22 protein-coding genes are annotated in these 21471 nt (G+C 62.0%); 13 read left to right on the forward strand and 9 right to left on the reverse strand.

Translation table 11 applies throughout. From position 1 onward, the window contains the following. Nucleotides 1-30: 30 nt before the first annotated feature. The 3 genes from NKH04_RS16760 to NKH04_RS16770 all read right to left on the reverse strand — a co-directional run bounded on the left by NKH04_RS16760 (nt 31) and on the right by NKH04_RS16770 (nt 1684). Nucleotides 31-525 (reverse strand): Hsp20/alpha crystallin family protein, encoded by a 495-nt coding sequence (locus NKH04_RS16760; protein WP_352517318.1) that lies wholly within the window; start codon nt 523-525, stop codon nt 31-33. A gap of 75 nt (nt 526-600) precedes the next feature. Next, nucleotides 601-1071: an Hsp20 family protein gene (locus tag NKH04_RS16765; protein ID WP_353044609.1), complete on the reverse strand. Its 471-nt coding sequence runs from the start codon at nt 1069-1071 to the stop codon at nt 601-603. A gap of 250 nt (nt 1072-1321) precedes the next feature. Further along, nucleotides 1322-1684 carry a hypothetical protein gene (locus tag NKH04_RS16770; protein ID WP_352832968.1) on the reverse strand — a complete coding sequence of 121 codons (363 nt, stop codon included), beginning with the start codon at nt 1682-1684 and terminating at the stop codon, nt 1322-1324. Between the two features lie 301 nt (nt 1685-1985). On the opposite strand from NKH04_RS16770, the gene NKH04_RS16775 reads away from it, so the two are divergent. Continuing rightward, entirely contained in the window at nt 1986-3326 is a 1341-nt protein-coding gene (locus NKH04_RS16775; RefSeq protein ID WP_352927072.1) for a Do family serine endopeptidase, read from the forward strand. A 661-nt stretch (nt 3327-3987) separates the two neighbouring features. On the opposite strand, the gene NKH04_RS16780 is transcribed toward NKH04_RS16775, so the two are convergent. Beyond that, nucleotides 3988-4791, reverse strand: coding sequence for an IclR family transcriptional regulator (locus NKH04_RS16780; protein ID WP_353044610.1), 804 nt, complete (start codon nt 4789-4791; stop codon nt 3988-3990). 239 nt (nt 4792-5030) lie between these two features. Between NKH04_RS16780 and NKH04_RS16785 the strand changes: the two genes are divergently transcribed. The 4 genes from NKH04_RS16785 to NKH04_RS16800 are packed head-to-tail and all read left to right on the forward strand — an operon-like array spanning nt 5031 to nt 9540. Beyond that, the gene (locus NKH04_RS16785; RefSeq protein ID WP_352470927.1) at nt 5031-6083 is read left to right on the forward strand and encodes an ABC transporter substrate-binding protein; all 1053 of its coding nucleotides are present in this window, start codon (nt 5031-5033) and stop codon (nt 6081-6083) included. An 18-nt stretch (nt 6084-6101) separates the two neighbouring features. Then, the gene (locus NKH04_RS16790; RefSeq protein WP_353044611.1) at nt 6102-7610 is read left to right on the forward strand and encodes a sugar ABC transporter ATP-binding protein; all 1509 of its coding nucleotides are present in this window, start codon (nt 6102-6104) and stop codon (nt 7608-7610) included. Then, on the forward strand, nt 7607-8572 hold the full coding sequence (locus tag NKH04_RS16795) for an ABC transporter permease (RefSeq protein ID WP_352503472.1): 966 nt from the start codon (nt 7607-7609) through the stop codon (nt 8570-8572). Before NKH04_RS16790 ends, NKH04_RS16795 begins: the two co-directional genes overlap by 4 nt. Beyond that, on the forward strand, nt 8569-9540 hold the full coding sequence (locus NKH04_RS16800) for an ABC transporter permease (RefSeq protein ID WP_352470930.1): 972 nt from the start codon (nt 8569-8571) through the stop codon (nt 9538-9540). Before NKH04_RS16795 ends, NKH04_RS16800 begins: the two co-directional genes overlap by 4 nt. On the opposite strand, the gene NKH04_RS16805 is transcribed toward NKH04_RS16800, so the two are convergent. After that, a complete protein-coding gene (locus tag NKH04_RS16805) occupies nt 9514-10455 on the reverse strand; it encodes an amidohydrolase family protein (RefSeq protein WP_352503470.1) in 942 nt (313 codons plus the stop codon). The two genes, NKH04_RS16800 and NKH04_RS16805, sit on opposite strands and share 27 nt — an antisense overlap. A 77-nt stretch (nt 10456-10532) precedes the next feature. Between NKH04_RS16805 and NKH04_RS16810 the strand changes: the two genes are divergently transcribed. The 6 genes from NKH04_RS16810 (at nt 10533) to NKH04_RS16835 (ending at nt 16323) form a co-directional block, all read left to right on the forward strand. Then, entirely contained in the window at nt 10533-11852 is a 1320-nt protein-coding gene (locus tag NKH04_RS16810) for a type III PLP-dependent enzyme domain-containing protein (RefSeq protein ID WP_353044612.1), read from the forward strand. Nucleotides 11853-11901: 49 nt separating this feature from the next. Continuing rightward, nucleotides 11902-12246: a RidA family protein gene (locus NKH04_RS16815; protein ID WP_353044613.1), complete on the forward strand. Its 345-nt coding sequence runs from the start codon at nt 11902-11904 to the stop codon at nt 12244-12246. A 9-nt stretch (nt 12247-12255) separates the two neighbouring features. Beyond that, nucleotides 12256-13263 carry a succinylglutamate desuccinylase/aspartoacylase family protein gene (locus tag NKH04_RS16820; RefSeq protein WP_353044614.1) on the forward strand — a complete coding sequence of 336 codons (1008 nt, stop codon included), beginning with the start codon at nt 12256-12258 and terminating at the stop codon, nt 13261-13263. A 55-nt stretch (nt 13264-13318) separates the two neighbouring features. Next, nucleotides 13319-14497, forward strand: a complete 1179-nt coding sequence (locus tag NKH04_RS16825) for a hypothetical protein (RefSeq protein WP_353044615.1) — start codon at nt 13319-13321, stop codon at nt 14495-14497. Nucleotides 14498-14632: 135 nt separating this feature from the next. Next, nucleotides 14633-15016: a helix-turn-helix domain-containing protein gene (locus NKH04_RS16830; RefSeq protein ID WP_502913405.1), complete on the forward strand. Its 384-nt coding sequence runs from the start codon at nt 14633-14635 to the stop codon at nt 15014-15016. Continuing rightward, the gene (locus NKH04_RS16835; RefSeq protein WP_353044616.1) at nt 15016-16323 is read left to right on the forward strand and encodes a type II toxin-antitoxin system HipA family toxin; all 1308 of its coding nucleotides are present in this window, start codon (nt 15016-15018) and stop codon (nt 16321-16323) included. Before NKH04_RS16830 ends, NKH04_RS16835 begins: the two co-directional genes overlap by 1 nt. A 287-nt stretch (nt 16324-16610) precedes the next feature. Here the strand turns inward: NKH04_RS16835 and NKH04_RS16840 are convergent, their stop codons facing one another. Continuing rightward, nucleotides 16611-17054 carry a MarR family winged helix-turn-helix transcriptional regulator gene (locus NKH04_RS16840; protein WP_352470937.1) on the reverse strand — a complete coding sequence of 148 codons (444 nt, stop codon included), beginning with the start codon at nt 17052-17054 and terminating at the stop codon, nt 16611-16613. A gap of 97 nt (nt 17055-17151) precedes the next feature. Here NKH04_RS16840 and NKH04_RS16845 point away from each other — a divergent pair, with 97 nt between their 5' ends. After that, on the forward strand, nt 17152-18753 hold the full coding sequence (locus tag NKH04_RS16845; protein WP_353044617.1) for an FAD-dependent monooxygenase: 1602 nt from the start codon (nt 17152-17154) through the stop codon (nt 18751-18753). A 96-nt stretch (nt 18754-18849) separates the two neighbouring features. On the opposite strand, the gene NKH04_RS16850 is transcribed toward NKH04_RS16845, so the two are convergent. The 3 genes from NKH04_RS16850 to NKH04_RS16860 form a co-directional block, all read right to left on the reverse strand. Continuing rightward, nucleotides 18850-19926, reverse strand: a complete 1077-nt coding sequence (locus NKH04_RS16850) for a tartrate dehydrogenase (RefSeq protein WP_353044618.1) — start codon at nt 19924-19926, stop codon at nt 18850-18852. A 79-nt stretch (nt 19927-20005) separates the two neighbouring features. Further along, the gene (locus NKH04_RS16855; RefSeq protein ID WP_353044619.1) at nt 20006-20479 is read right to left on the reverse strand and encodes a phosphatidylglycerophosphatase A family protein; all 474 of its coding nucleotides are present in this window, start codon (nt 20477-20479) and stop codon (nt 20006-20008) included. 90 nt (nt 20480-20569) lie between these two features. Then, nucleotides 20570-20749 carry a hypothetical protein gene (locus NKH04_RS16860; protein WP_353044620.1) on the reverse strand — a complete coding sequence of 60 codons (180 nt, stop codon included), beginning with the start codon at nt 20747-20749 and terminating at the stop codon, nt 20570-20572. An 8-nt stretch (nt 20750-20757) separates the two neighbouring features. Here NKH04_RS16860 and NKH04_RS16865 point away from each other — a divergent pair, with 8 nt between their 5' ends. Then, the gene (locus NKH04_RS16865) at nt 20758-21453 is read left to right on the forward strand and encodes a CDP-alcohol phosphatidyltransferase family protein (protein ID WP_353044621.1); all 696 of its coding nucleotides are present in this window, start codon (nt 20758-20760) and stop codon (nt 21451-21453) included. Nucleotides 21454-21471: the final 18 nt, after the last annotated feature.

Consider the following 21471-nt stretch of genomic DNA (forward strand, 5'->3'; position numbering starts at 1 on the left):
CGGCCTGCCGCCTCCGACTTGCTCCATGCGTCAGTGGGTGATCGGGATGCGCTTCACCTTCGACTGCGCGTTCGGGTTCTTCGGCAGCGTCAGGGTCAGGACGCCATTGGCAAAGGACGCCTTGACCTTGTCGTCCTCGACCTCGTAGCCAAGGGGTATGCGCCGCTCGAAGCGACCATAGAAGCGCTCGGAGTAGTCCTTCTCGTCGGTCTCCGACTGCTTTTCGCCACGCAGGGTCAGCACGTCTTCGTCGAGCAGAACTTCGATGTCCTTCTCTTCCATGCCGGGGACCTCGGCGGTGACGCGAAGCTCATTATCCGACTCCGAGATCTCCACCTTCGGCCAGCCGCTATCGAAAGGCGAAAGCTGCCCCGCAGCAGGCAAGCGCGTCTCGAAGCTCCTCAACATATCGTCAAAGAGCCGGTTTACCTCGCGGTGAAGCGAAAGGAACGGGTCGCCACCGCTATAGATGCTCGGGGCCTGGTTGTTGTTGCGGCCCCACGGGATAAGGTCACGCATGTTCATTGTCATTCACCTCCACGTTCAACCGCGCGGCACCGGACGATTGCCGGTGCCTGTCGCTTCTGGTTCACGCTGACTTCAGGCTGCGTTCTTTTCGGCCTCGATCTGCCGCGGTGCTGCCTTTGCCGTGCTGCCGGCGATGGCGATCCGGCGCGGCTTCATCTCTTCGGGAAGCTCGCGCTTGAGATCGATGTTCAGCAGCCCATTCTCCAGGCTGGCGCCAACGACCTTCACATGGTCGGCCAGTTCGAACCGACGCTCGAAGGCGGGCCCGGCTATGCCGCGATAGAGATACTGGCCGTCATCGTCGCCAGATTGCGACCCGCTCACAACCAACAGGTTAGGCTGATGAGTGATGGTCAGCTGATCCCGCGAGAAGCCGGCGACCGCCATGGTGATGCGATAGGCGTCCTCACCAGTCTTGGCGATGTCATAGGGCGGCCAATTGTCTATCGCAGTGATACGGCTCGCATTCTCCAGCATGTTGAAAATTCGGTCGAAGCCGATGCTGGACCGGAACAGGGGGGTAAAATCGAGGTTTGTCCTCATAGCCACATCCTCCTTTGAGCAACATGGATACAAGGAGACGCCAAGAGAGCCTTGACGCCTCCTGGACCTGCGCCGGCCCCATCTGGCGACCGGCGATTAATTATTTATAACAGTGCTTTACGTGTTCAAGGGGGGCTATAGGAAAATTTTCAGCCAGACGACTGGTCGCTAAGAACACGTCTATCCCGCCCGCCGGCCAATCCTGGCCGGCGGGCGGATGCCTCGGATGAAGAGCGTGGCTGCGCTCCACTCAAAGTCGATCGACGGATGCTGTAAAACCGGTGACCGCAATACTTTCGATCTCACGACCGTGACCGGCGCCGGGAAGCTTCTCCAATTGATCCAATTGGCGCAACGCGTCCATGATGGCATCGAAGCTGACCGGTTCGGTTGCTCCCGGCGGCATGCGCAGCGCCGGCACCGATTCCACTGCACAGGCGTCCGATGCCCAGGACGAAAGGATTGCACGCTTCTCCTGGACGTCCAGCGTCACGTCAGCCAGCACGTCCTGAGGTCGCTCGAAATGCCGTGCTGGATGGAGCAACCGGTCAAGAAAAACATCAGGCCCCTCGGGCCCGATTGGGGGAAAACTCGTCGAAATGGCTCCTTCCATCGATGGTCCTCCGCTTTGAATAGTCTCCTCTGTTGATGTCATCTTTGGTGGCTCTCGCGATTTCTACCAACTGAAATTTTGGAGAGTTTCGACCAAATTTCAATGGCCCCGCAACGCCACATTTCTCGCGGTTCAGCCCACCATCAACATTTTTTCGAACCGGTGAAACAATCGGCGTGAGTGTCAGTTCTTGCGTCTGGCACAACTCACGCAGCAGCGCCAGGGCGGTCGGGCAGGAGAACCAATCATGTCTTACATTTCCAGGAAGCGACTGTGCAGGGGCCTCTTCGCAGGAATCTTGATGCTCTCGGCTGGCGGCTTTGCTCCGGTTTCAGCACAGGAAATCCCGAACGACTTCAGCGCAATCGTGCGTCAGAAGCTGCCGGCCGTGGTCGCTATCACGACGAGGCAGATCATCCAGGACCAAACGATGCTCGACGATTTTCTCAATCCCTTCGATGGCCGCGGGCCAGTCCAGCCGCAGGTGCGAGAAGCTCTTGGCTCCGGCTTCGTGGTCAGCCCCGAGGGCTACATCGTCACCAACAATCATGTCGTGGCCGACTCCACCGAAATCCACGTCGTATTCTCCGATAAGGAGACGTCGCCCGCGCGACTGGTGGGCCGCGATCCAGCAACCGACATCGCGGTGCTGAAGGTCGATCCACGCCCCAGCATGACGACCACCGCCTGGGGTGACTCTGACGCAATGCAGCCGGGTGCCTGGACGATCGCGATTGGCAGTCCCTTCGGGCTCGGGGGAACGGTGACCGTCGGCGTGCTTTCCGCCCGCTCGCGCGACATCCAGGCCGGCCCTTACGACGATTTCCTCCAGACAGACGCCTCGATCAACAGAGGCAATTCCGGCGGCCCCCTGTTTAACGCGCGAGGCGAAGTGATCGGGGTCAACACGGCCATCGTCTCGCCGTCGGGCGGCAGCATAGGCATCGGTTTCGCCGTGCCGTCCCGAACCGCACGGAGCGTCGCCGATCAGCTGATCCGCACCGGCCGGATCGAGCGCGGCTTCATCGGAGTGCGTCTCCAGGAGGTGACGCCGTCGCTTGCCCAGGCGCTTGGCATATCGAGCACCAAGGGAGCGCTGGTCGCCTCGGTCGAGCCCGGCAGTCCGGCGGAGAAGGCCGGCTTGCAATCGGGGGATGTGATCACCCGGTTCAACGACAAGGACATTCAGGGCGTCCATGACCTGACGCTGGCGGCAGCGAACGAAAAGCCAGGGTCGAAAGCCACGCTGACAAGGAACCGCGGCGGCTCTCAGCAGGAGGTGGAACTGACCGTCGGTCAACGCAAGGACGAGGAGGTACAGACCGGTGCCGTTCCGAGTCCGGAAGCGGCGGACCAACGCCTCGGGCTGTCGCTCAGCCCCATTCCGGACGAAGCGCGCCAGCAACTGGGTCTGCAGCCGGGTACCACCGGCGTGTTTATCCAGGAAGTGGCGCCGAACAGCCCCGCCGCCGAGAACGGTCTTCGGCCTGGCGACGTCATCGTCTCGGCCAACACCCGCAACGTGACGCAGCCGTCGGATATCCAGCAAGAGTGGACGAAATCCCGTCAGCAGAAAAAGCCCATCCTGTTCCGCATCGAAAGGCAAGGACAATCGCTTTTCGTTGCAGTGGCTGCCTCCTGACGTGCTGCGTCAGGCGACGCGCACAGACGAAGAAATGACCTTTGATGTGCCGCCCTCAAGGCTGTCCTGGCAAGGTCGCGGCTTCGCGCTCTATCATCGAGGCCGCCCAGCAAATGACCGCGAGAATGCTTGCTGATGAGGGACACATGCTGGAACTCGAAAGCCTGGCGATCGATGTCAATCTCGCGTGTCGCCGCCGTAGGGCGTGGCACGCATTGAAGGGCGTTCCACGAAGGATCTATACCATTGTTCCAGTCGTGGCCTTCGCTGCAGGAAGTCGGGCAGTCCGCGGAATTCCAGTCAGCTTGGACAAGTGGCGAGCGCGATGTCGCCGACATGGAGCGGCGCGTCGAATTCGACCTCGCTTTTCCACAAAGTCATAGGAGTGATCGCCGACGGAGGGCTCTCGATACTGGACTTCACTTCGCTTTCTCTTCTCGATCAGCGCGTTCGGTGCTGTTCTCAGGCATGGTCGGCGACACTCCGTAGGCAGGTCTGAACCAGGCCGAAGCCGACTGCCGATTTTTCCGATCGAATATGCGATGATCTGGTAGCAGGAGCGCGCTGCCGCCTTTGCCATACTCACCGGAGTACCAGTTTCGGGCTTCGCTGCTGCGGCTGAACGAACGGACCCCACCCCAGACCTTCGCGCGCCGACTTTTTAGTAGCTTCCCGCGAGCGACAACCCACTGGCGCGCTCGCATAACAGGGCAAGCAATTCGCTGCGCCGCGCTTCTGGCGTGTCGACGGGCAACACGAAACAAAGCGTCTTGTTGATGGCTCCGTTGCCGTCGCGGATCGGCGCGGCCATGCACCAGGTGAAGCGGTCGGCCAGAGCGGCGGTCTCGCTGAAACCTTGCTGGCGCGCCAGAGCGACATCGTCGAAGAACTCGGCTGGCGCAATGACGCGGCCGTCGGGAAGCGTGTAGTCGCCAGGCGGAATGAAGTCCCGTATTTCCTGCTCGCTCATATGGCCGAGCAGCAGCCTACCGGACGCCGTCCACGGTATCGGCACCTCGACGCCTACATCGCTTGAAATCCGGAACGGGCCAGGCGAGTCCCGGCAATCAAGGACGACATATTTGGTCCCGCGCAGGCCGCACAGTTGGACGGTCTCGCCCGTCTCCGCGCCAAGTCTGTCCAGGGTTTCGATGATGCGCCGGTAATGGGCATTATGATGTGAGTAGGCCCAGCCGAACAGATGCATCGCCTTTCCGAAATAGACGTAGCCTTCCGTCCCGACATTTTCGAGCATTTCGGCTTCCAGCAGGCTGTTGACGATCTCATAAGTGGTTGAACGCGGCGCGCCGATCATCTTGGCGATGTCGCCGACGCGCATCGGCGCGCGGTGCCGCAGAAGGGCCTCGAGTAGCATGATGACGCGGTCGATCCCGCGACGCCGTTCGCCATTGCGCGGCTCGGCGCCGGTTTCCGTTTCAATTAGACCAGTGACGCTATCGCTCATGTAGGCCGCACCCGCGCAAAAATCATTCGGCCCTCGTCTCAAGACGCTTGAAAGATGTCAAGGCTCAGTCTAGCATCCCATTTGTCCGATATACAGGCCTATTGTCTGAAATATCGGACAATAACGAGCCAGGCGCAGAAAGTTCTGACGAGAAAAACGGGCGGTTTCCGATGCGGCAACCGGCGGGTTCTCTCGTCCCGATCCCGCACGTCCAGGCATAACTTCAGAAGGGAACAATCATGACGAAATCATCGTTTTTCGCGTCCGCCAGTGCCCTTTGCCTCGGCCTCCTCCTCAGCCTCGGCGCCGGTTCGCAGGCCAACGCCGCCGCTAAATGCATCAAGGGCGATCGCAAAGCGCCATATACGATCGGCTGGGCCAATATCTATTCAGTGCCGACCTGGATGAAGCAGACACAGGGCACGATCGAAGCCGAAGTCGAGACTTTGAAGAAGCAAGGCTTGGTCGACAAACTCGTCGTGACCGATGCCCAGGGCGACGCCAACGTCCAGATTCAGCAGATCCAGTCGATGATCGATTCCGATGTCGATGCCATCATCTTGATCGCTGGTTCGTCGACCGCGCCGGCGCGCGTGCTGGCGGACGCCTGCGCCAAAGGCATCGCCATCATCAACTTCGACAGCCTCGTCGATACCGACCAGGTGACCGCCAAGGTCAACACCGATTCCTCACAGTGGGGCGATCAGGCGGCCAAGTTCCTGATCGACGCCATCGGCGGCAAGGGCAAGATCCTCATCCTCAATGGCCCAGCCGGCGTTTCGGTCAGCGACGACCGGCGCAAAGGCGCCGATGCCGAGCTTAAGGCCCATCCCGATGTGAAGGTGCTTGCCGAGACGAACACGCCCTACAATGTCGCGCCCGCCCAGGAGGCCGTCACCAGCCTGCTTTTCGCCAACCCCGAAATCGACGGCATCCTGTCGCTGGGCGGCGCGTTGTCGGCGGGCGCCGTGCTCGCGCTCGACAAGCAGGGCCGCGACCAGGTGCCGATCACCGGCGAGAATGCGCGCCAGTTTCTCGAACTGTGGAAGGAAAAGGGCCTGAAGAGCTGGGCGACGATGCAGCCGAACTGGCTCGGCGCCTTCGCCACCTACACCGCCGTCCAGGCACTGGAGGGCGAGGATGTGCCGGCTTTCGTCAAGATCCCGTTGCCGGTGATCGACAATTCCAACATCGACGAATACCTCGCCCGGGCGAAGGATTTCCCGGCTGACGGTTACATCTATTCGCCGTACGATGAGGATCTATTCAAGAAGCTGCTGGCCCAAAAATAAGCCTGAAGGGTTGTAGCATTGACAACCACGGCTCCGCTTCTCGCCGCGCAGGGGGTGTCGAAGTCCTTTTTCGGCAACCCCGTTCTGCGCAACGTTTCAATCGCTCTCCAGCCCGGCCGCGTGCATGCACTGCTGGGCGAGAACGGCGCAGGTAAGTCGACACTGATCAACCTTTTGTCCGGCGCCTTGCGCCCGGACGGCGGGGCGATCGAGGTCGATGGGCGCCCGGTCTCGCGCATGACCCCCGCTAATGCGCGACAGGCCGGGATCGCCGTTGTCCAGCAGGAACTCAGCCTGACGGCCAGCTTGTCCATTGCCGAAAACATCGGGCTGGGTGCCTATCCCAAGCGGTTCGGCTTGATCGACTACAACGAGCTTGCCGTCCGGGCCAGGGCCGCATGCGATCTTGTCGGGCTTTACGAACCGCTGTCTGCGCCGGTGGGGCACCTGTCCCTCGGCCGCCGGCAGATGGTGGAGATCGCCAAGGCGCTTTACCGCCGGCCGCGCGTGCTCATTCTCGACGAACCCACCTCATCGCTATCGGCGACTGAGACAAAAATCCTCACCGACCTGCTGGAGAGGCTTCGGGGCGAGGGCATCGCCATTCTCTACATCTCACACCGACTGAACGAGGTGATGGCGCTGTGCAAGCATGTCACCGTGCTCAAGGACGGGACCTGCACGGCGGACTGCTCGCTGGAAGGAACCGATGCCGCCGGGCTGGTACGGCTGATGGTAGGACGCGACCCCGGCGATCTCTTTCCACGATGGCGGCCTTCGCCATCGCCGGCCGACGCCATCTCGGTTCGTAAATTTTCGGCCGGCCTGATGCGCGACGTCGATCTCGACATCAGGACGGGCGAGGTGCTTGGCATTGGCGGCCTGGTCGGGCAGGGGCAGGAAGATCTGCTGCTTGGCCTCTACGGCGCGATCCCCGCCAGGACGGTATCCGCGACCGTAAACGGTGTTTCGGGTTTGCCCGGCGGCGTGCCGAACGCCAATGCGCTCGGCCTCGCTTATGTCCCGGCTGACCGCAAGCGCGAAGGCCTGCACCTGATCCATCCCATCATCACCAATATGATGCTGCCCGCCTTCGCAAGGCTGCCGGCGCTGAAGCTGCGCAGCCGGCGTGCCGAGCGCGATATGGCAAGGGGTCTCGCCGCCCAGCTTGCCATCAAGGGCGACCTTGACCGCCCGGCACAGGCACTCTCAGGTGGCAACCAGCAGAAGGTCGCGCTGGCGAAATGGATGCCACACGAGCCGCTTGTGCTTCTCCTCAACGACCCGACGCGCGGCGTCGATGTCGAGACCAAGCGTGAGATCTACATGATGCTTCGCAAACTCGCCGCCGCCGGCAAGGCGATCGTGCTGCTCAGTTCCGACACACCCGAACTGGTGCACCTTTGCGACCGCGTCGGCGTGGTCCGCGAAGGCCGCATCGTGGCCATGCTCGAGCGCGAGGCACTGAGCGAGGAAGCCATCGTTTCCGCCGCAATGGGCGCCGAACAGCAGAAAGTTGCGGCATGAGCGCGGTCGCATCCTCAAGCCAAGCCGGCGCGCTCTACTGGCCGGTTCAGCTGCGCCGCAATGTCGGCGTGCGCAGCCTGTTCGCTGTGGTCCTGGCGTTCGTCATTGCTTACGGTTTCCTGTTTCCCGGCCTCTTGACAGCGTCCGGTTTCGCCAAATTCACCCAGAGCTGGTTTCCGCTGGCGCTGGTCGCCATGGCCCAGGCGATCCTCATGCTCACCGGCGGCATAAGCCTGGCCATCGGCGCCATGGTCAGCCTGGGCGCAGTGATCGCTGCGACGACGATGACTGGACCGCTGGGCGTAGCCGGCGGTGCCGCTGCGGTGGCGCTGACCGGTCTCGGCATCGGTGCCGCGATCGGGTTCATCGTCGTGAAACTTCGGTTGCCGGCGATCGTGGTGACGCTGGCTGGCTCCTTCATTATCGGCGGCGCTGCCCTGCTCATCCTGCCGAGGCCAGGGGGCGCCATACCCGAGTGGCTGTCGGACCTGCTTGCCGGCAACACGCCGGCGGCATTCGTGCTGCTGGTACTCATCGTGGTTTTGTGGAAACTCTATCTCGCCACGCCGCTTGGTTTGAGCATCTATGCTGCAGGCGAAAATCCCGTCGGCGCCTACCGCTCCAGCGTGCCGGTCGACGGTGCCCGGATCGCCGCCTACGCGATTAGCGGCCTGCTTTGCACAGGCGCCGGCCTGTTCATCGCCGCGCAAACGGGTTCGGGCGATCCAGTCATCGGCACGGCGTTCACGCTGAATTCCATAGCCGCCGCAGTGCTCGGCGGCATCGGTTTCCTTGGCGGCCAAGGTACCATGCGCGGCGCTCTTGCGGGCAGCCTGCTGCTCAGCCTGATGATCAGTGTCATGTTCTTCCTCGGCTTCACGCCGGTCGCCCAATATGTCGCCCAGGGCCTCATCATCATCGGGGCGGTCGCCATCCCGCAATTCCGCAAGGTGCAGCAATGACAGCACGGAAAGTCAGTGTGAGCGGCAGGCGCGCCGTGACGATTTTGCGCAGCCGGCCCTTCCTTACGATCGCTATAGTTGCGGCGGTATGGATCGCGGCGAGCTTCGCTTCACCTGGCTTCGGCGCTTATGGGCATTTGCGCTATTTGGTTGAATTGGGCGCGGTGGTCGGCCTGGTCGCGGCGGGCCAAACTTTCGTGGTGATTGCCGGCGGAATCGACCTTTCCGTCGCGGCGATCGTCACGGTTAGCGCTGTCAGCCTGCCGCTGCTTTCATGGCAGGCGGATCCGACAGGGCTCACCGCCGTTCTTGCAGTTCTCACGTTGACGAGCGCAATCGGTCTGGTGAACGGGCTGGGCGTGGCGCTGTTGCGCGTTCATCCAATGATCATGACGCTGGCGATGGCGACATTCCTGCAAGGTCTGCTGATCATCATCGCCGGCGGCAGTGCCGTGACCGCCGAGAACCCGCTGGTCCGCTGGCTCGGCAATGCGCGGCCGGTCGGTATTCCGGCAGGCGTGCTTTTGTGGGTGGTCATTTCAGTGATCGTTCTGACCACGATGCATGCGACATCCCTTGGCGCCCGGATATTCGCGATGGGCGCCAATCCGCTCGCCGCGGCGCTGTCCGGGGTTCCCGTCGCCTCGACCACGCTGGCGGTCTACGGCATCAGCGGCTTCTGTGCGGGACTTGCCGGTGTGTTGGTCCTCGGCATGAACGGACAAGGCTATGTCGGTATCGGCGATCCTTATCTGCTCGCCTCGATTGCCGCCGTGGTGCTTGGCGGCACCTCGATCCTCGGCGGGCTCGGCACCTATGCCGGCACCATCCCCGGCGCCATCCTGCTGGTTACGATCACGGCGCTGATCACCGTGGTCAACGCATCGCCTGGCTGGCGCAGCATCCTGTTCGGGTCGCTGATCCTGGGGCTGCTGCTTCTCTCAGGCAGAGAGCAGGCCCGCCGATGACATATCGTCCAGCCGATAAATGCGCCGTGCATTGCCGTAGAACAGTGCCGTCTGCTCGTCCGCGGAAAGCTCTCCTGCAATGGCCTTGAAGCTGTCATACACCGCATCGAACGATGCATGCAGGCCGGCGACCGGAAAGTCGCTGCCGAACATCGCGCGCCGCGTACCGAAACAGTCGATGCAATGCATGACAACCGACCTTAGGCTGTCGAGCGTCCAATCATGATCGTAGGCGACCAGATCCGATATCTTGATGGCGACGTTCTCGCGCTCCGACAAAAGCCGCAGCCCCTCGCGCCACACCCGCATTCCGTCCGCATCGCGATCGATCGGGCTGCCGCAATGGTTGAGAACAAAGAGCTGGTCTGGAAATGCCGCTGCGAGGCGCGCCGCGCCGGTGAGCTGGCGCGGAAACACCATCAGGTCGAAAACCAGCCGGCGGCGCCCAAGCAGGGACAGGCCGGCACGCCAGGCCGGATCGTCCATGATGCCGTCGCGGGCGGCAAAACGACGGGCGGGATCAGGATCCCAGCTCAGTATGTCGCGTACGCCGACGACACGGTCGAATGCCGCCTGCGCCTGGACCAGCGCCGGCGCTTGGCGGTTCGCCAGAGGTACGTGAACGACGTAACGGGCGGCCACGCCGCGCGACTTGTCGAGGGTTTCAAGCCACCGCGTTTCACCCACGCAGTCATCCCCGGCCCAACCGGCTTCAATATGGACGGTGGCGACGACACTGTGCTGGCCGGCGTCGCGCAAATAATCTTCAGGAAGGTAGTTTCGCCGCAAGGGGCCAAGCTCGCCCAGACCGCCGCGTTCGCCAGCCGTGGGCGCGAGCCAGGGATGGCGGCCGAGGCCGAGATCCCACAGGTGATGGTGGGCATCGATGATCGGTCCGCAGTAACGCTTTGGCACGCATCTCTCTCATGGTGTGGCCGGCATCGGAAATCGATCCGGACTTCATCCTGCGAAAGCGAAAGGACTAGCATCGGATGACCGAAAACTCACCCGTACTGTCGCTCGCGACCCGTGAAAATTTCCTGCTCGACGATCGTATCCGCGGCGTTCCGCCTGGCACCCTCGGCCTGGACAGCAGCTTTGTCGCATCTGAGCGCTGGCATCCAGCGCATGGACGTATGTCGTTGCCGGTGTTGACCCTCGACGAGGAGGCCTTCATCGCCAATCGTGACCTGTTCTTGGGGTATGCGCGAGAACAGGGCGCCGTGATCGCCCCGCATGCCAAGACCCCGATGGCGCCGGACCTTGCCCGGTCCCTGGTCGAGGCCGGAGCATGGGGCACGACCGTCGCCGACATAAGGCAGGCCACAGTGATGCTCAGATCCGGGCTCTCTCGGCTGATCATCGCCAACGAGGTCGGCGGACCAGGTGGTGCGAACCGACTTGCTGTCCTTGTTGGCGCCTGGCCAAGCGCCGAGTTCTACGTTTTTGCCGACTCTTTCGACGCCGTGAATGCGCTTGCTGAAGCTTGGCGCGCCAATGCGACGCTGCCGCCATTGCGCGTGCTCGTCGAACTTGGTGCGGGGAGGGCAGGCGCCCGGACCACCGGCGAAGCCGAGGCGATCGCCGACGCGGTTGTAGCTGCCGGAGGGCGGCTGCTGATCGCCGGCGTCGCAGCCTACGAAGGTGCCGCGGCGCAAGCCGATCCTGGCCGTACCGATGAGGCGATATCCGCGCTGTTGGCAATGACAGCCGATATGTTCCTGCGGCTCCGCGCCCGCGTCGGCGGCGACACCCCGCTGATCGCCACCGCCGGCGGCTCGGTGTACTTCGACAAGGTGGTCGCAGCGCTTTCGCCCCTCGTCTCCAGGGACGGCAATGCCACGTTGGTGCTGCGCAGCGGCGCCATCTTCTTTCACGACCATGGCGTCTACGACAGGTCGCTCGGCGCACTCGATGCCCGCGACGGTTTTGCGATCGGCGGCGTCGGTGCTTCCGCACGAAATTCCTTCCATCCGGCTTTACGTGTTTGGGCCGAGGTACTGTCGCGGCCGGAGCCCGGCCTTGCTATCTGCGGTATGGGCATGCGCGACGTGTCGTTCGACCAGGGTTTTCCGAAGGTCGTGACCATCTTTCGTGCCGGCAAGCAGCTGCCGAAAGCGCGTGCCGAGGTCTTTAAGCTCAACGACCAGCACGCCTTCCTGACAATTGCGTCGGGCGACGATATTGCCGTTGGTGACGTCGTTGAATTCGGCATCTCGCACCCCTGCACCTGCCTCGATCGCTATCGCGTGATCTTCGGCGCCGACGCGGCCGGGTATGTCCGCCACGCCTTTCCTACCTATTTCGGCTGAGCAGATATCGCGGCCACTTCCAAAAAAGAGAACCTCGAAAGGATCTGATATGATCAAGTACTTCCAGGCCGGCTCCCGCATGTCTCAGGCGGTCGTCTATGGCGGCCTCGTGCACATCGCAGGCCAGGTGGCAGACGACCGCAAGGCCGGCATCGAGGGTCAGACGAGCGACGTGCTCTCCAAGGTCGAGGCGCTCCTTGTTGAGGCCGGCAGCAGTAAGTCGAGGCTAGTGGCGATCAACATCTTCCTGCCGCAGATCGCCGACTTCGATGCCATGAACAGCATCTACGATGCCTGGGTGGATCCTGCGCGCCTGCCGGCGCGCGCCTGTGTCGAGGCGCGTCTCGCCGATCCCGACCTCCGCATAGAGGTCACTGCGATCGCAGCTGTCTGAGCCGCCGCCATGCACACCGGCCTCAGCCATACGCTCGACTTCGACCGGGACGGCAAGACACTCGGCCATCTCAGCATTCCGTTTTCGATCGACCGTTCGCCCTATTTCCAGGTCAAGGTCCCGATCTGCCTTGTCCGCAACGGCGAAGGCCCGTCGGTGCTTCTGATGGCCGGCAATCACGGCGACGAATATGAAGGCGAGCTGTCGCTGGCAAAGCTGGTGCGCCGGCTCGATCCCAAGCAGATCAAGGGTCGCGTCACCATCCTGCCGATGGCGAACGTGCCAGCGGTGATCGCCGCAAAGCGCTGCTCGCCACTCGACGGCGGCAATCTCAACCGCGCCTTTCCGGGCGACCCGTCAGGCACGCCAACAAGCCGGCTTGCCAATTTCCTGGAGATGGAACTGTTTCCCCGCCACGACGTCATCTTCGACATTCATTCTGGCGGCACCTCGATGGAGCATCTGCCGACCGCGCTTGTCGAGCACAATACCGATCCCGACCGGCACCGGCGCGGTGTGGAGCTACTGCGGACGCTCAGCATGCCCTATGGGTTCGTGGCCGACAACGGCCAGGCCTCACCGACCTCCATGGGTGCGGCGCGCCGGGCCGGCGCCATCGGCGTCAGCGGAGAGTTCGGCGGCGGTGGCACTGTCACGGTCGATACGATGGAGATTGCCGCCCGCGCACTCGACGCCCTGATGGCCGCCTTGGGAGTGGTTGAAGCGCCGGTTCTTGCACCGGCAACCGGGCCTTCGGCGCCGACGCGGCTTCTTTCGTTGTCTCGGCACAGTCAGGGCCTTTATGCCACAAGCCGTGGTTGGTTCGAGCCGGCAGTCAGGCTGGGCGACAGCGTGAGTTCAGGCCAACTGGCGGGCTGGTACCACGACCTCGAACGACTCGACCTCGCCGAGCAAGCCCTGCGCTTCCTCGAAAGCGGCATTGTGCTTTCGCGCCGGCTGCACACGATGTGCGAGGCGGGAGACTGCCTCATGCAGGTCGCCGAGCCGGTCGACTGATAAGAAGCCCTCCCGACCATACGCCCAGATCAGGATCAAGACTGAGGATAACCGGATGCAACTGTCGATGTGGACCTATCCTTGGGATGTCCAGGATCTGGGCTTGGAGATGGTCGAGCGCGATCTTGTCGAGCGTGCCGGGCTCAACATGATCAGTCTGGCGACTTCCTATCACGCTGGCCGGTTTCTGCAGCCGCGCAGCCCGCGCCGGAAAGCCTATTTTCCGGAAGACGGAACCATCTATTTCAAGCCAGATGCGGCACACTGGGCCGACCTAGCCATCCAGCCCAAGGTGGCGAAGGTGATCATGGAAGGCGGCGATGTGCTTGGCGACCTTGTCCGCCGGCGCGAGGTGGGCGGGCTCGGCGTTTCGTGTTGGACGGTCTGCTTGCACAACACCCGGCTCGGCATGCTTCATCCGCAGGCCGCAACCCGCAACGCCTTCGGCGATGCCAACTACTACAATCTCTGCCCATCACATCCGGAAGCGCGCGCTTATGTCCGCGCGCTGATCGCCGATATCTCGCACAGCTACAGGCCGGACCGGATCGAGCTTGAAAGCCCGTCCTTCATGGGCTTCGCCCACGAATACCATCATGAGAAAGACGGTGTCGGGCTGATGCCGGAAGACGATTTTCTGTTGTCGATATGTTTCTGCCCGTCCTGCCTTGCGCGCGCGGCCGAGGCCGGCGTCGACGGCGAAGTAGCGCGCAAGCTCGTCGGGCAATGGATCGTCGAGACCTGCGAGCGCGCCGTGCCCGAACGGCGCTTTCCAGACTTTCCGGGGAGCGGCCTCGACACTTTTTTGCCATGGCCGGAACTCCATGGCTACCTGCTGTGGCGGTTCGAACCGGTGACCAGCCTGGTCGCCGAACTGCGCGAGGTGGCCAATCCGGCGACCCGCGTTGTCATCATCGATTTGAAAGACGGTTGGCTTGGCGGCTGCGATCTCGCGGCGCTCGGCAAGGTCTGTGACGGGGCAATCCTGTGTGCCTACGACATGCAGCCCGGCGATGTCGCCAGCCTGATGGCGGCCGGACGCGCAGCCCTTGGCGTGAAAAAGTTCCTCGGCGCCGGCTACCGGCTGTTCTATCCGGAAATGGCCGGCCCCGACATCCTCACCGCCAAGGTCAAAGCTGCGATGGCGCCGGATGTCGACGGCATCAATTTTTACAATTATGGCCTTGTCCCTGCCGCACGCCTCGATTGGGTGAGTGCCGCAAGATCCGTTTGAAAAACCGATCCGTTGCCGCAGTCTGCTAGGACTGACCTCACTTTGCCTTGGAGCTTTATGAGCATGCCGGCTATTCGCTTCGGTCACATTGGCCGGCGGCGGCCGGACAAGCTGAAAGCATGGCGGTGACGGTCCATGCGGATCGAAGATCATACGCCGACCATATTGCTGCTTATACGCCTCAAAGTATACAAAATTCGATACGGAAAAGCGTATATTGAAATTTATCTGCGCGAGCGTATAATACCATGGCTAGAGAGGTATGCTGTGGACCAAATCGCCCGAACACCCAAGCAAATTGGAGATGCCGTCCGCCGGCAGCGTCGCAAGCTCCGCCTCAACCAGACCAATGTCGGGGACCAAACGATGCTGCGTCAGGCGACCATCTCGGCCGTCGAGAGTGGCGCGCCTGGGACCCAGCTCGGAACGCTTTGCGATATTCTCGCAGCGCTCGACCTCGAATTCGTCGTCCGCCCTCGGACCAAGGCAAAGCCGGCTGAGATCGAGGACATCTTCTGATGGCTCGTCCGCGGCAGCACATCCCGCTAAATGTCTTCTTGAACAGCCGTCTCGTCGGGCGGCTGAATAGACAATCCAGCGGCGCGATCGATTTTCAGTACGATCTGTCCTGGCTTGCTTGGGAGCACGCGCTGCCCGTCTCGCTATCACTGCCTCTGCGTGAAGATCGTTATATCGGTGCGCCCGTCATCGCCGTCTTCGACAATCTCCTGCCCGACAACGTCCCCATTCGCCGCCGTATGGCGGAGCGTGTTCATGCTCAAGGAATAGACGCTTACGACCTGCTTGCCGCTGTCGGGCGCGATTGTGTCGGCGCATTGCAATTCCTGCCGGATGGTGTCGAGCCAGGCCCCGCCGGTATTGTCAACGGCAAACCCGTTGACGATACCGAGATTGCTCGTCTTCTCCTCGATCTGGCATCGGCTCCCCTTGGGCTTGGCGAGGACGAGGACTTCCGGATCTCGATCGCTGGCGCTCAGGAAAAGACTGCGCTCTTGTTCTGGAAAGGACGTTGGTACAAGCCGCTGGCGACGACTGCCACGACGCACATCCTCAAACCACAGATTGGACGGTTGCCAAATGGCATCGATCTTTCCTTCAGCGTCGAGAACGAATTTTTCTGCCTCAAGCTGACAACCGCCCTAGGGCTCCCGAGCGCCGTCGTCGCAATCGAGGAGTTCGAAGGCAATCGCGTGCTCGCGGTCGAGCGGTTCGATCGCCGATGGACCAGTGACAATCGTCTCCTGCGTTTGCCCCAGGAAGACTGCTGCCAGGCCCTTTCTGTGCCGCCGTCACTGAAATACGAATCCGACGGCGGGCCTGGCGTTCCGGCTATCCTCAATTTGATGAAGGGAAGCGACCAACCGGAGGTAGACCAGGCTGCGGTTTTAAAGGCCGTGGTTGCCTTTTGGCTTCTCGGCGCCACAGATGGGCACGCCAAGAATTTTAGCGTCTTTCTTTCCCCCGGCGGCCGGTTCCGCATAACGCCGCTCTATGATGTGATTTCAGCGCAGCCCAGCCTTGATGCGGGACAGATCAAGCGCAACAAAATGAAACTGGCGATGGCTATTGGTGACACACGCCACTACCTCGTCGACAGCGTCATGCCACGCCATTTTATCCAGACCGCCGCCAAAGCAGGGATCGGTCCGAAACCCGTCAAGGCGATCTTTGATGAGCTGCGCCAACAGGCGCTAGCGGCGGTCGAACTGGTTTCTGCATCGCTCCCAAAGGATTTTCCTGCGGAAGTCGCTGATGCCATCGGCAATGGGGTCAGGGCTCGTGTACGCAGACTGGAAGAGGCGTGATGCTGAAAGTAGAGACGCAACGAGACTGATGTCGCCATTGCAACAACGCTCAAATGGTCTTCTTCAGCAGCAGCAGCATCCAGGCGGCCACGGCCGCCGCTGCGTCGTCCAGATGATGCCGAACCCACCCCTTACCTTCTCATGCGCGATAGGATGGGCCAAGGTTTGACCACGTCAAAAAAACAGGAAAGCAAGGAACCTGCCGACCACCAGAGCGGCTCGAGCGGCAGCATGGAAAGTGTGACGCGGCGCTACCCGATCCTAGCCAGTGCCTTTCCGGGATAGGATCAACTCACGGATTTGCCAGCCTGTAACTTTCTTACGAGGCCGATCAACTGATCCAGATCAGCGCGTGGAAGCGCAAGTATCTCGGGCGGGGGTTTGTGATATTCCTTCATCAATTCCTTGATGGTTGCGGCACCTTTGGGTGTGAGCTTGACAAGCTTCACACGGCGATCGCCTGGCGACGGAATCCGTTCGGCGAGCCCCGCCTGCTCAAGCCGGTCGACCAGCCAGGTCGCCGTCGATGGATCGCACTGCCATTGAGCAGCCAATGCGCCGATCGGCTTGCCCGCATCTTTGTCGAGCGTGAAGAGGGCGCGGGAGTCGTTGGGCGTCAGGCCCAATTTCTGCTGGATCGCCAACCGGTCCGGCGCGGACCGCATCAGGAAATCAAACATCAGGCGCCATGCCTCGGTGGCGTGCTGCAAGCGATCTTGGCTCGGTCTCATTCCACGCTCCTTCGTGTCTTGACACATACTTGGACCAATCATATGATTTGATCAATCAAAATGTTTTTGTGGTCAAAGCAATGAGAGGAGATCCGAGATGACCAATACTACGGTTCTCGTCGTCGGAGGCGGCCTGAACGGTCTGACGGCGGCCGCCCTTTTGGCTCACAACGACATTGCGTGTGTCCTCGTCGAGCGTCATCCCGACACGTCAATCCAGTACAAGTTTGCCGGCATCTCCCCGCGCAGCATGGAGATATTCCGAAGCCTCGGCCTCGAGGAGGAGATTCGTACAAATCGGACGGGGGACCAGCAGGCAGGCGCTATTGCGCGCGCCAGGAATCTCGCCGATCCGCAGATTCAATGGGGCGGACCGGCGTGGCCGGATGCAAGTGCCCTCAGCCCCACGCAACCAGCGACGTGTGATCAGCACGTCCTGGAACCGATTCTGCGCCGCTACGCCGAGCGGAACGGTGCAGACGTGCGTTTCAGCACGGAGCTGGTGACTTTCGATCAGGACGAGACCGTCGTCCGCGCGGAAATTCGCGATATCGCGACCTGCGCAAAGGAGGTCATCTCGGCCGACTATCTGATCGTCGCGGACGGTGCGAACGGTTCCCTGCGAGAGAGGCTGGAGATCAGCCGCAGCGGGGCAGGCGGCCTTCAGCACTGGATGAATGTCGTCTTTGACACGGACATGTCTCCGACGATAGGCGGCAAGCGCTTCACGTCGTGCTTCGTGACGGACCTCAACGGGACCTTCACGCCCAGACAGGGTGGACGATGGCTTCTGGCGCTCCAGTACTTTCCCGAAAAGGGCGAGAAACCACAGGATTTTGATGAAGCCAAGTGCAGGGAACTGATCATACGAGGTGCGGGCCGGCCGGACATCACGACGAGGCTTGTCGATGCGCGCTCCTGGGAAGTGGCCGCCCTCACAGCGCGCCAATTCCGCCGAGGCCGCGCGTTTCTTGTGGGGGATGCCGCACATGTGATGCCCCCAACAGGCGCTTTCGGTGGCAATTCAGGTATCCACGACGCCCATAACCTTGCCTGGAAGCTTGCGATGGTAGCACGCGGGCATGCCGATCCCTCGTTGCTGGATAGCTATGACATGGAGCGCCGGCCGGTCATCGAGGCTACGTTGGCGCAAGCGCTCGCCCGCCTACAGAAATGGTTCGACGATCCGTCGAAGCGGTTGCCTCCTCCTGTTGCGATCGTCGAGGATTACGACGTGGTATTTGGCCAACGCTACGCTGCAGGCATCGTGGCTCTGGAATCCACACCGGACGATCACCCATTCCAAAAATCCACGGAGCTGTCGGGCCGCCCCGGCACGCGTTTGCCGCATTTCGCGGTCGGGCGTGCCGGCCAGCGGATTTCGAGTCTCGATTTGTGCGACCGCGATCTTCTTCTCCTCTGCGCCGACGAAGCATGGTGTCAGGCCGCTGACTCCGTAAGCCAGCGCCTCGGGATGCCGCTGACGTGCCACTCGTTGGGTGCGAATGGGGATCTGCTTGACTTGGACCATCGGTGGCCTTCCGTGCTCGGGGTTAAAAGCGGCGGTTCCGCCTTGGTCAGACCGGACGGATTTGTCGCGTGGCGGTCAACGCACGGTGTGCCTGATCCTGTACAGGTGCTGATCGAAACACTTGATGGGCTCGGTTTCCGCACGGAGGCGCACGAACATCATCGGTGAGCGGCGGCGAGTGCGGATGCCTCCCGCCTTCGGGCATGACTTGCTTGCCGATGCCATCACTGGGAATGACAACGATGCCAGGCGCTTGCTCCTTTCCTACTCGTTGTCGCCGAGTAGGGCCGCGCACACCGCTTCGGTGACCTTATCGGTGGTGGCACTTCCGCCGAGATCGGGCGTGTGCAGTGAGGCGTCCGCCGTCACGCGCTCGATGGCGCGCATCAGGCGCGCCGCGGCAGCCGGCTCGCCAAGATGCTCCAGCATCATCACCGCCGACCAGAACGTGCCGACCGGATTGGCGATGCCCTTGCCGGTGATGTCGAAGGCCGAGCCGTGGATCGGCTCGAACATCGACGGAAACCGCCGCGCGGGGTTGACGTTCGCAGTCGGCGCAATGCCGATCGATCCGGCAAGTGCGGCCGCAAGATCCGACAGGATATCGGCGTGAAGATTGGTCGCGACGATTGTGTCGAGCGAGCGCGGATTGAGCGTCATGCGCACTGTCATCGCGTCGACCAGCATTTTGTCCCATGCGACATCAGGAAAATCGGCCGCGACCTCACGGGCGATGTCGTCCCAGAGCACCATGCCGTAACGCTGGGCGTTCGACTTGGTGACCACGGTCAACAGCTTTCGCGGCCGCGACCGCGCCATCTCGAAGGCGAAGCGCATGATGCGCGTCACGCCGGCGCGGGTGAAGATCGAGACCTCGGTCGCGATTTCCTCAGGCAGGCCGAGATGCGAGCGCCCGCCCTGGCCGGCGTATTCGCCTTCCGAATTCTCCCGAACGATGACCCAGTCGAGATCCCCTGCCGTGACGCCGCGAAGCGGGCTCTCGATACCGGGCAGGATGCGGGTCGGGCGGACATTGGCGTACTGGTCGAAGGGCTGGCAGATCGCGAGCCGCAACCCCCAAAGCGTCAGATGGTCGGGCACGTCTGGCGCGCCGACAGCGCCGAAATAGATCGCATCGAAGGCCTTCAGCCGCTCGGTGCCGTCCTTGGGCATCATCACGCCGTTGAACTTGTAGTAGTCCGAGCCCCAGTCGAAATGCTGCACCTCGAGACTGAAACCGCCGTCGCGCGTGGCGCAGGCGGCCAGCGCACGAAGGCCGGCCGCTACGACTTCCTTGCCGATCCCATCGCCTGGAATGGCCGCGATCCTATAGCTTCGCATTAGTCCAGTCCTCCCCTTGTGGCGCTAAACTAGCAAGGACCATCGTGCTGGCCTTTGGCCGTGAGGCCGAATGCCGCCATTACGGCAAATGGTCAATCAATCCGTTCAGCAGGAGCAGCAGCACCCCGGCGGCCACAGCCGCAGCCGCATCGTCCACCATGATACCGGCCCCACCCCTTACCTTGTCATGTGCGATACGGATGGGCCAAGGCTTGACGACGTCGAAAAACCGGAAAGCAAGGAAGCCTGCTGCCCACCAGAGCGGATCGAGGGGCAGCATGGAAAGGGTTAGGGCCGCGCCGAAGGTCTCATCAATGACGACGATCTGCGGATCCTCCGTCCCGGTACGGGAGATAACATACGATGACGCCCATACGCCGACGGCGAACAGGGCCACGTAGGCAAGCACCGTCAGCCAAGGTGATGCGGGTATCAGAGCCGCGGCAACAGCCACTCCAACCATTGCGCCGGCCGTGCCCGGCCATATTGGAGATAATCCCGCGCCGACAGAGGTCGCGAGCAGGTAGGCGAACTTGGGTGGAAACTTATGCATCGATTTTCGGCCGGCTTCCCACGGATCGCAAGCGATCATAGTCACATCGTTCGGGTGCTGCCGCCAGACTGCTGTTCGATTTGCACCACCTCACAAGGGCATCGCCCAAACCGTGAAAATGCCGTCGGGCAGCTGTCGCAGCGACTGGAAGTTCTGTTTCGCCGCCAGCTCGGCGAGTACCTTAATCCGCCGGCCCCATTCGCCAAACGAGATCGTTTTTGCGGCAAGTTGAGAACGTTGCTGAGCCCGGTCTCGGCCCGCATTGGCCAACCGAAACGGTGGCGACGGTGGAACAAACCCGCAAATTGCTGGTAAACCCGTCAACCGACATCATCAGAGGAGCCGCCATGATCGCCGGTCTCATGAAAAGTCGCATCGACCCGCTATGGGAGCAGGCCGCCTCTCCGCTGATCGGGATCGGCATGACGCCGAACCAGGTTACGGCCAGCGGGCTGGTGCTCGTGGCTTTGTCTTCGGCCGCCTACGCGTTTCATCATTCAAGTCTTGCCTTTGGCCTTTGCCTGGCGTTTGCCTTCAGCTTCGATGCGCTGGACGGTGCGGTCGCCCGCCGGACAAATATGAGCACCAAGGCCGGTGGCTATTTCGACGCCGTCGTCGACCGCTATCAGGAATTGGCCGTCTTTGCGGCTATCGGCTGGGTTGCCGATCTGTGGGCGATCGCAATGTTCGCATTCGCGGGCGGGATCCTCACCAGTTACGCCAAGGCGCGGACGGCGCTGGAAATCCCTGTGAAAAACCACGGTTGGCCGGATTTCTTCGAGCGGATGGAACGTCTGGTGTTCATTTGCGTGCTGCTCGCCGCCGACGGAGTCGCGACCGCGATGGGCGCGGCTTCGCCCTGGATTCTGGCGGGTGGGTTCGCGCTGTACGCAGTGCTGGCCAACGCCACAGCCCTGCAACGGATCAGTCGCGCATTTGCGATGCTGAAACGAGCCGACGGGAAGCAGCCGTGAGACTACGGGGATGCTTGC

This window comes from Mesorhizobium sp. M1365 (assembly GCF_040317865.1).
GTDB lineage: Bacteria > Pseudomonadota > Alphaproteobacteria > Rhizobiales > Rhizobiaceae > Mesorhizobium.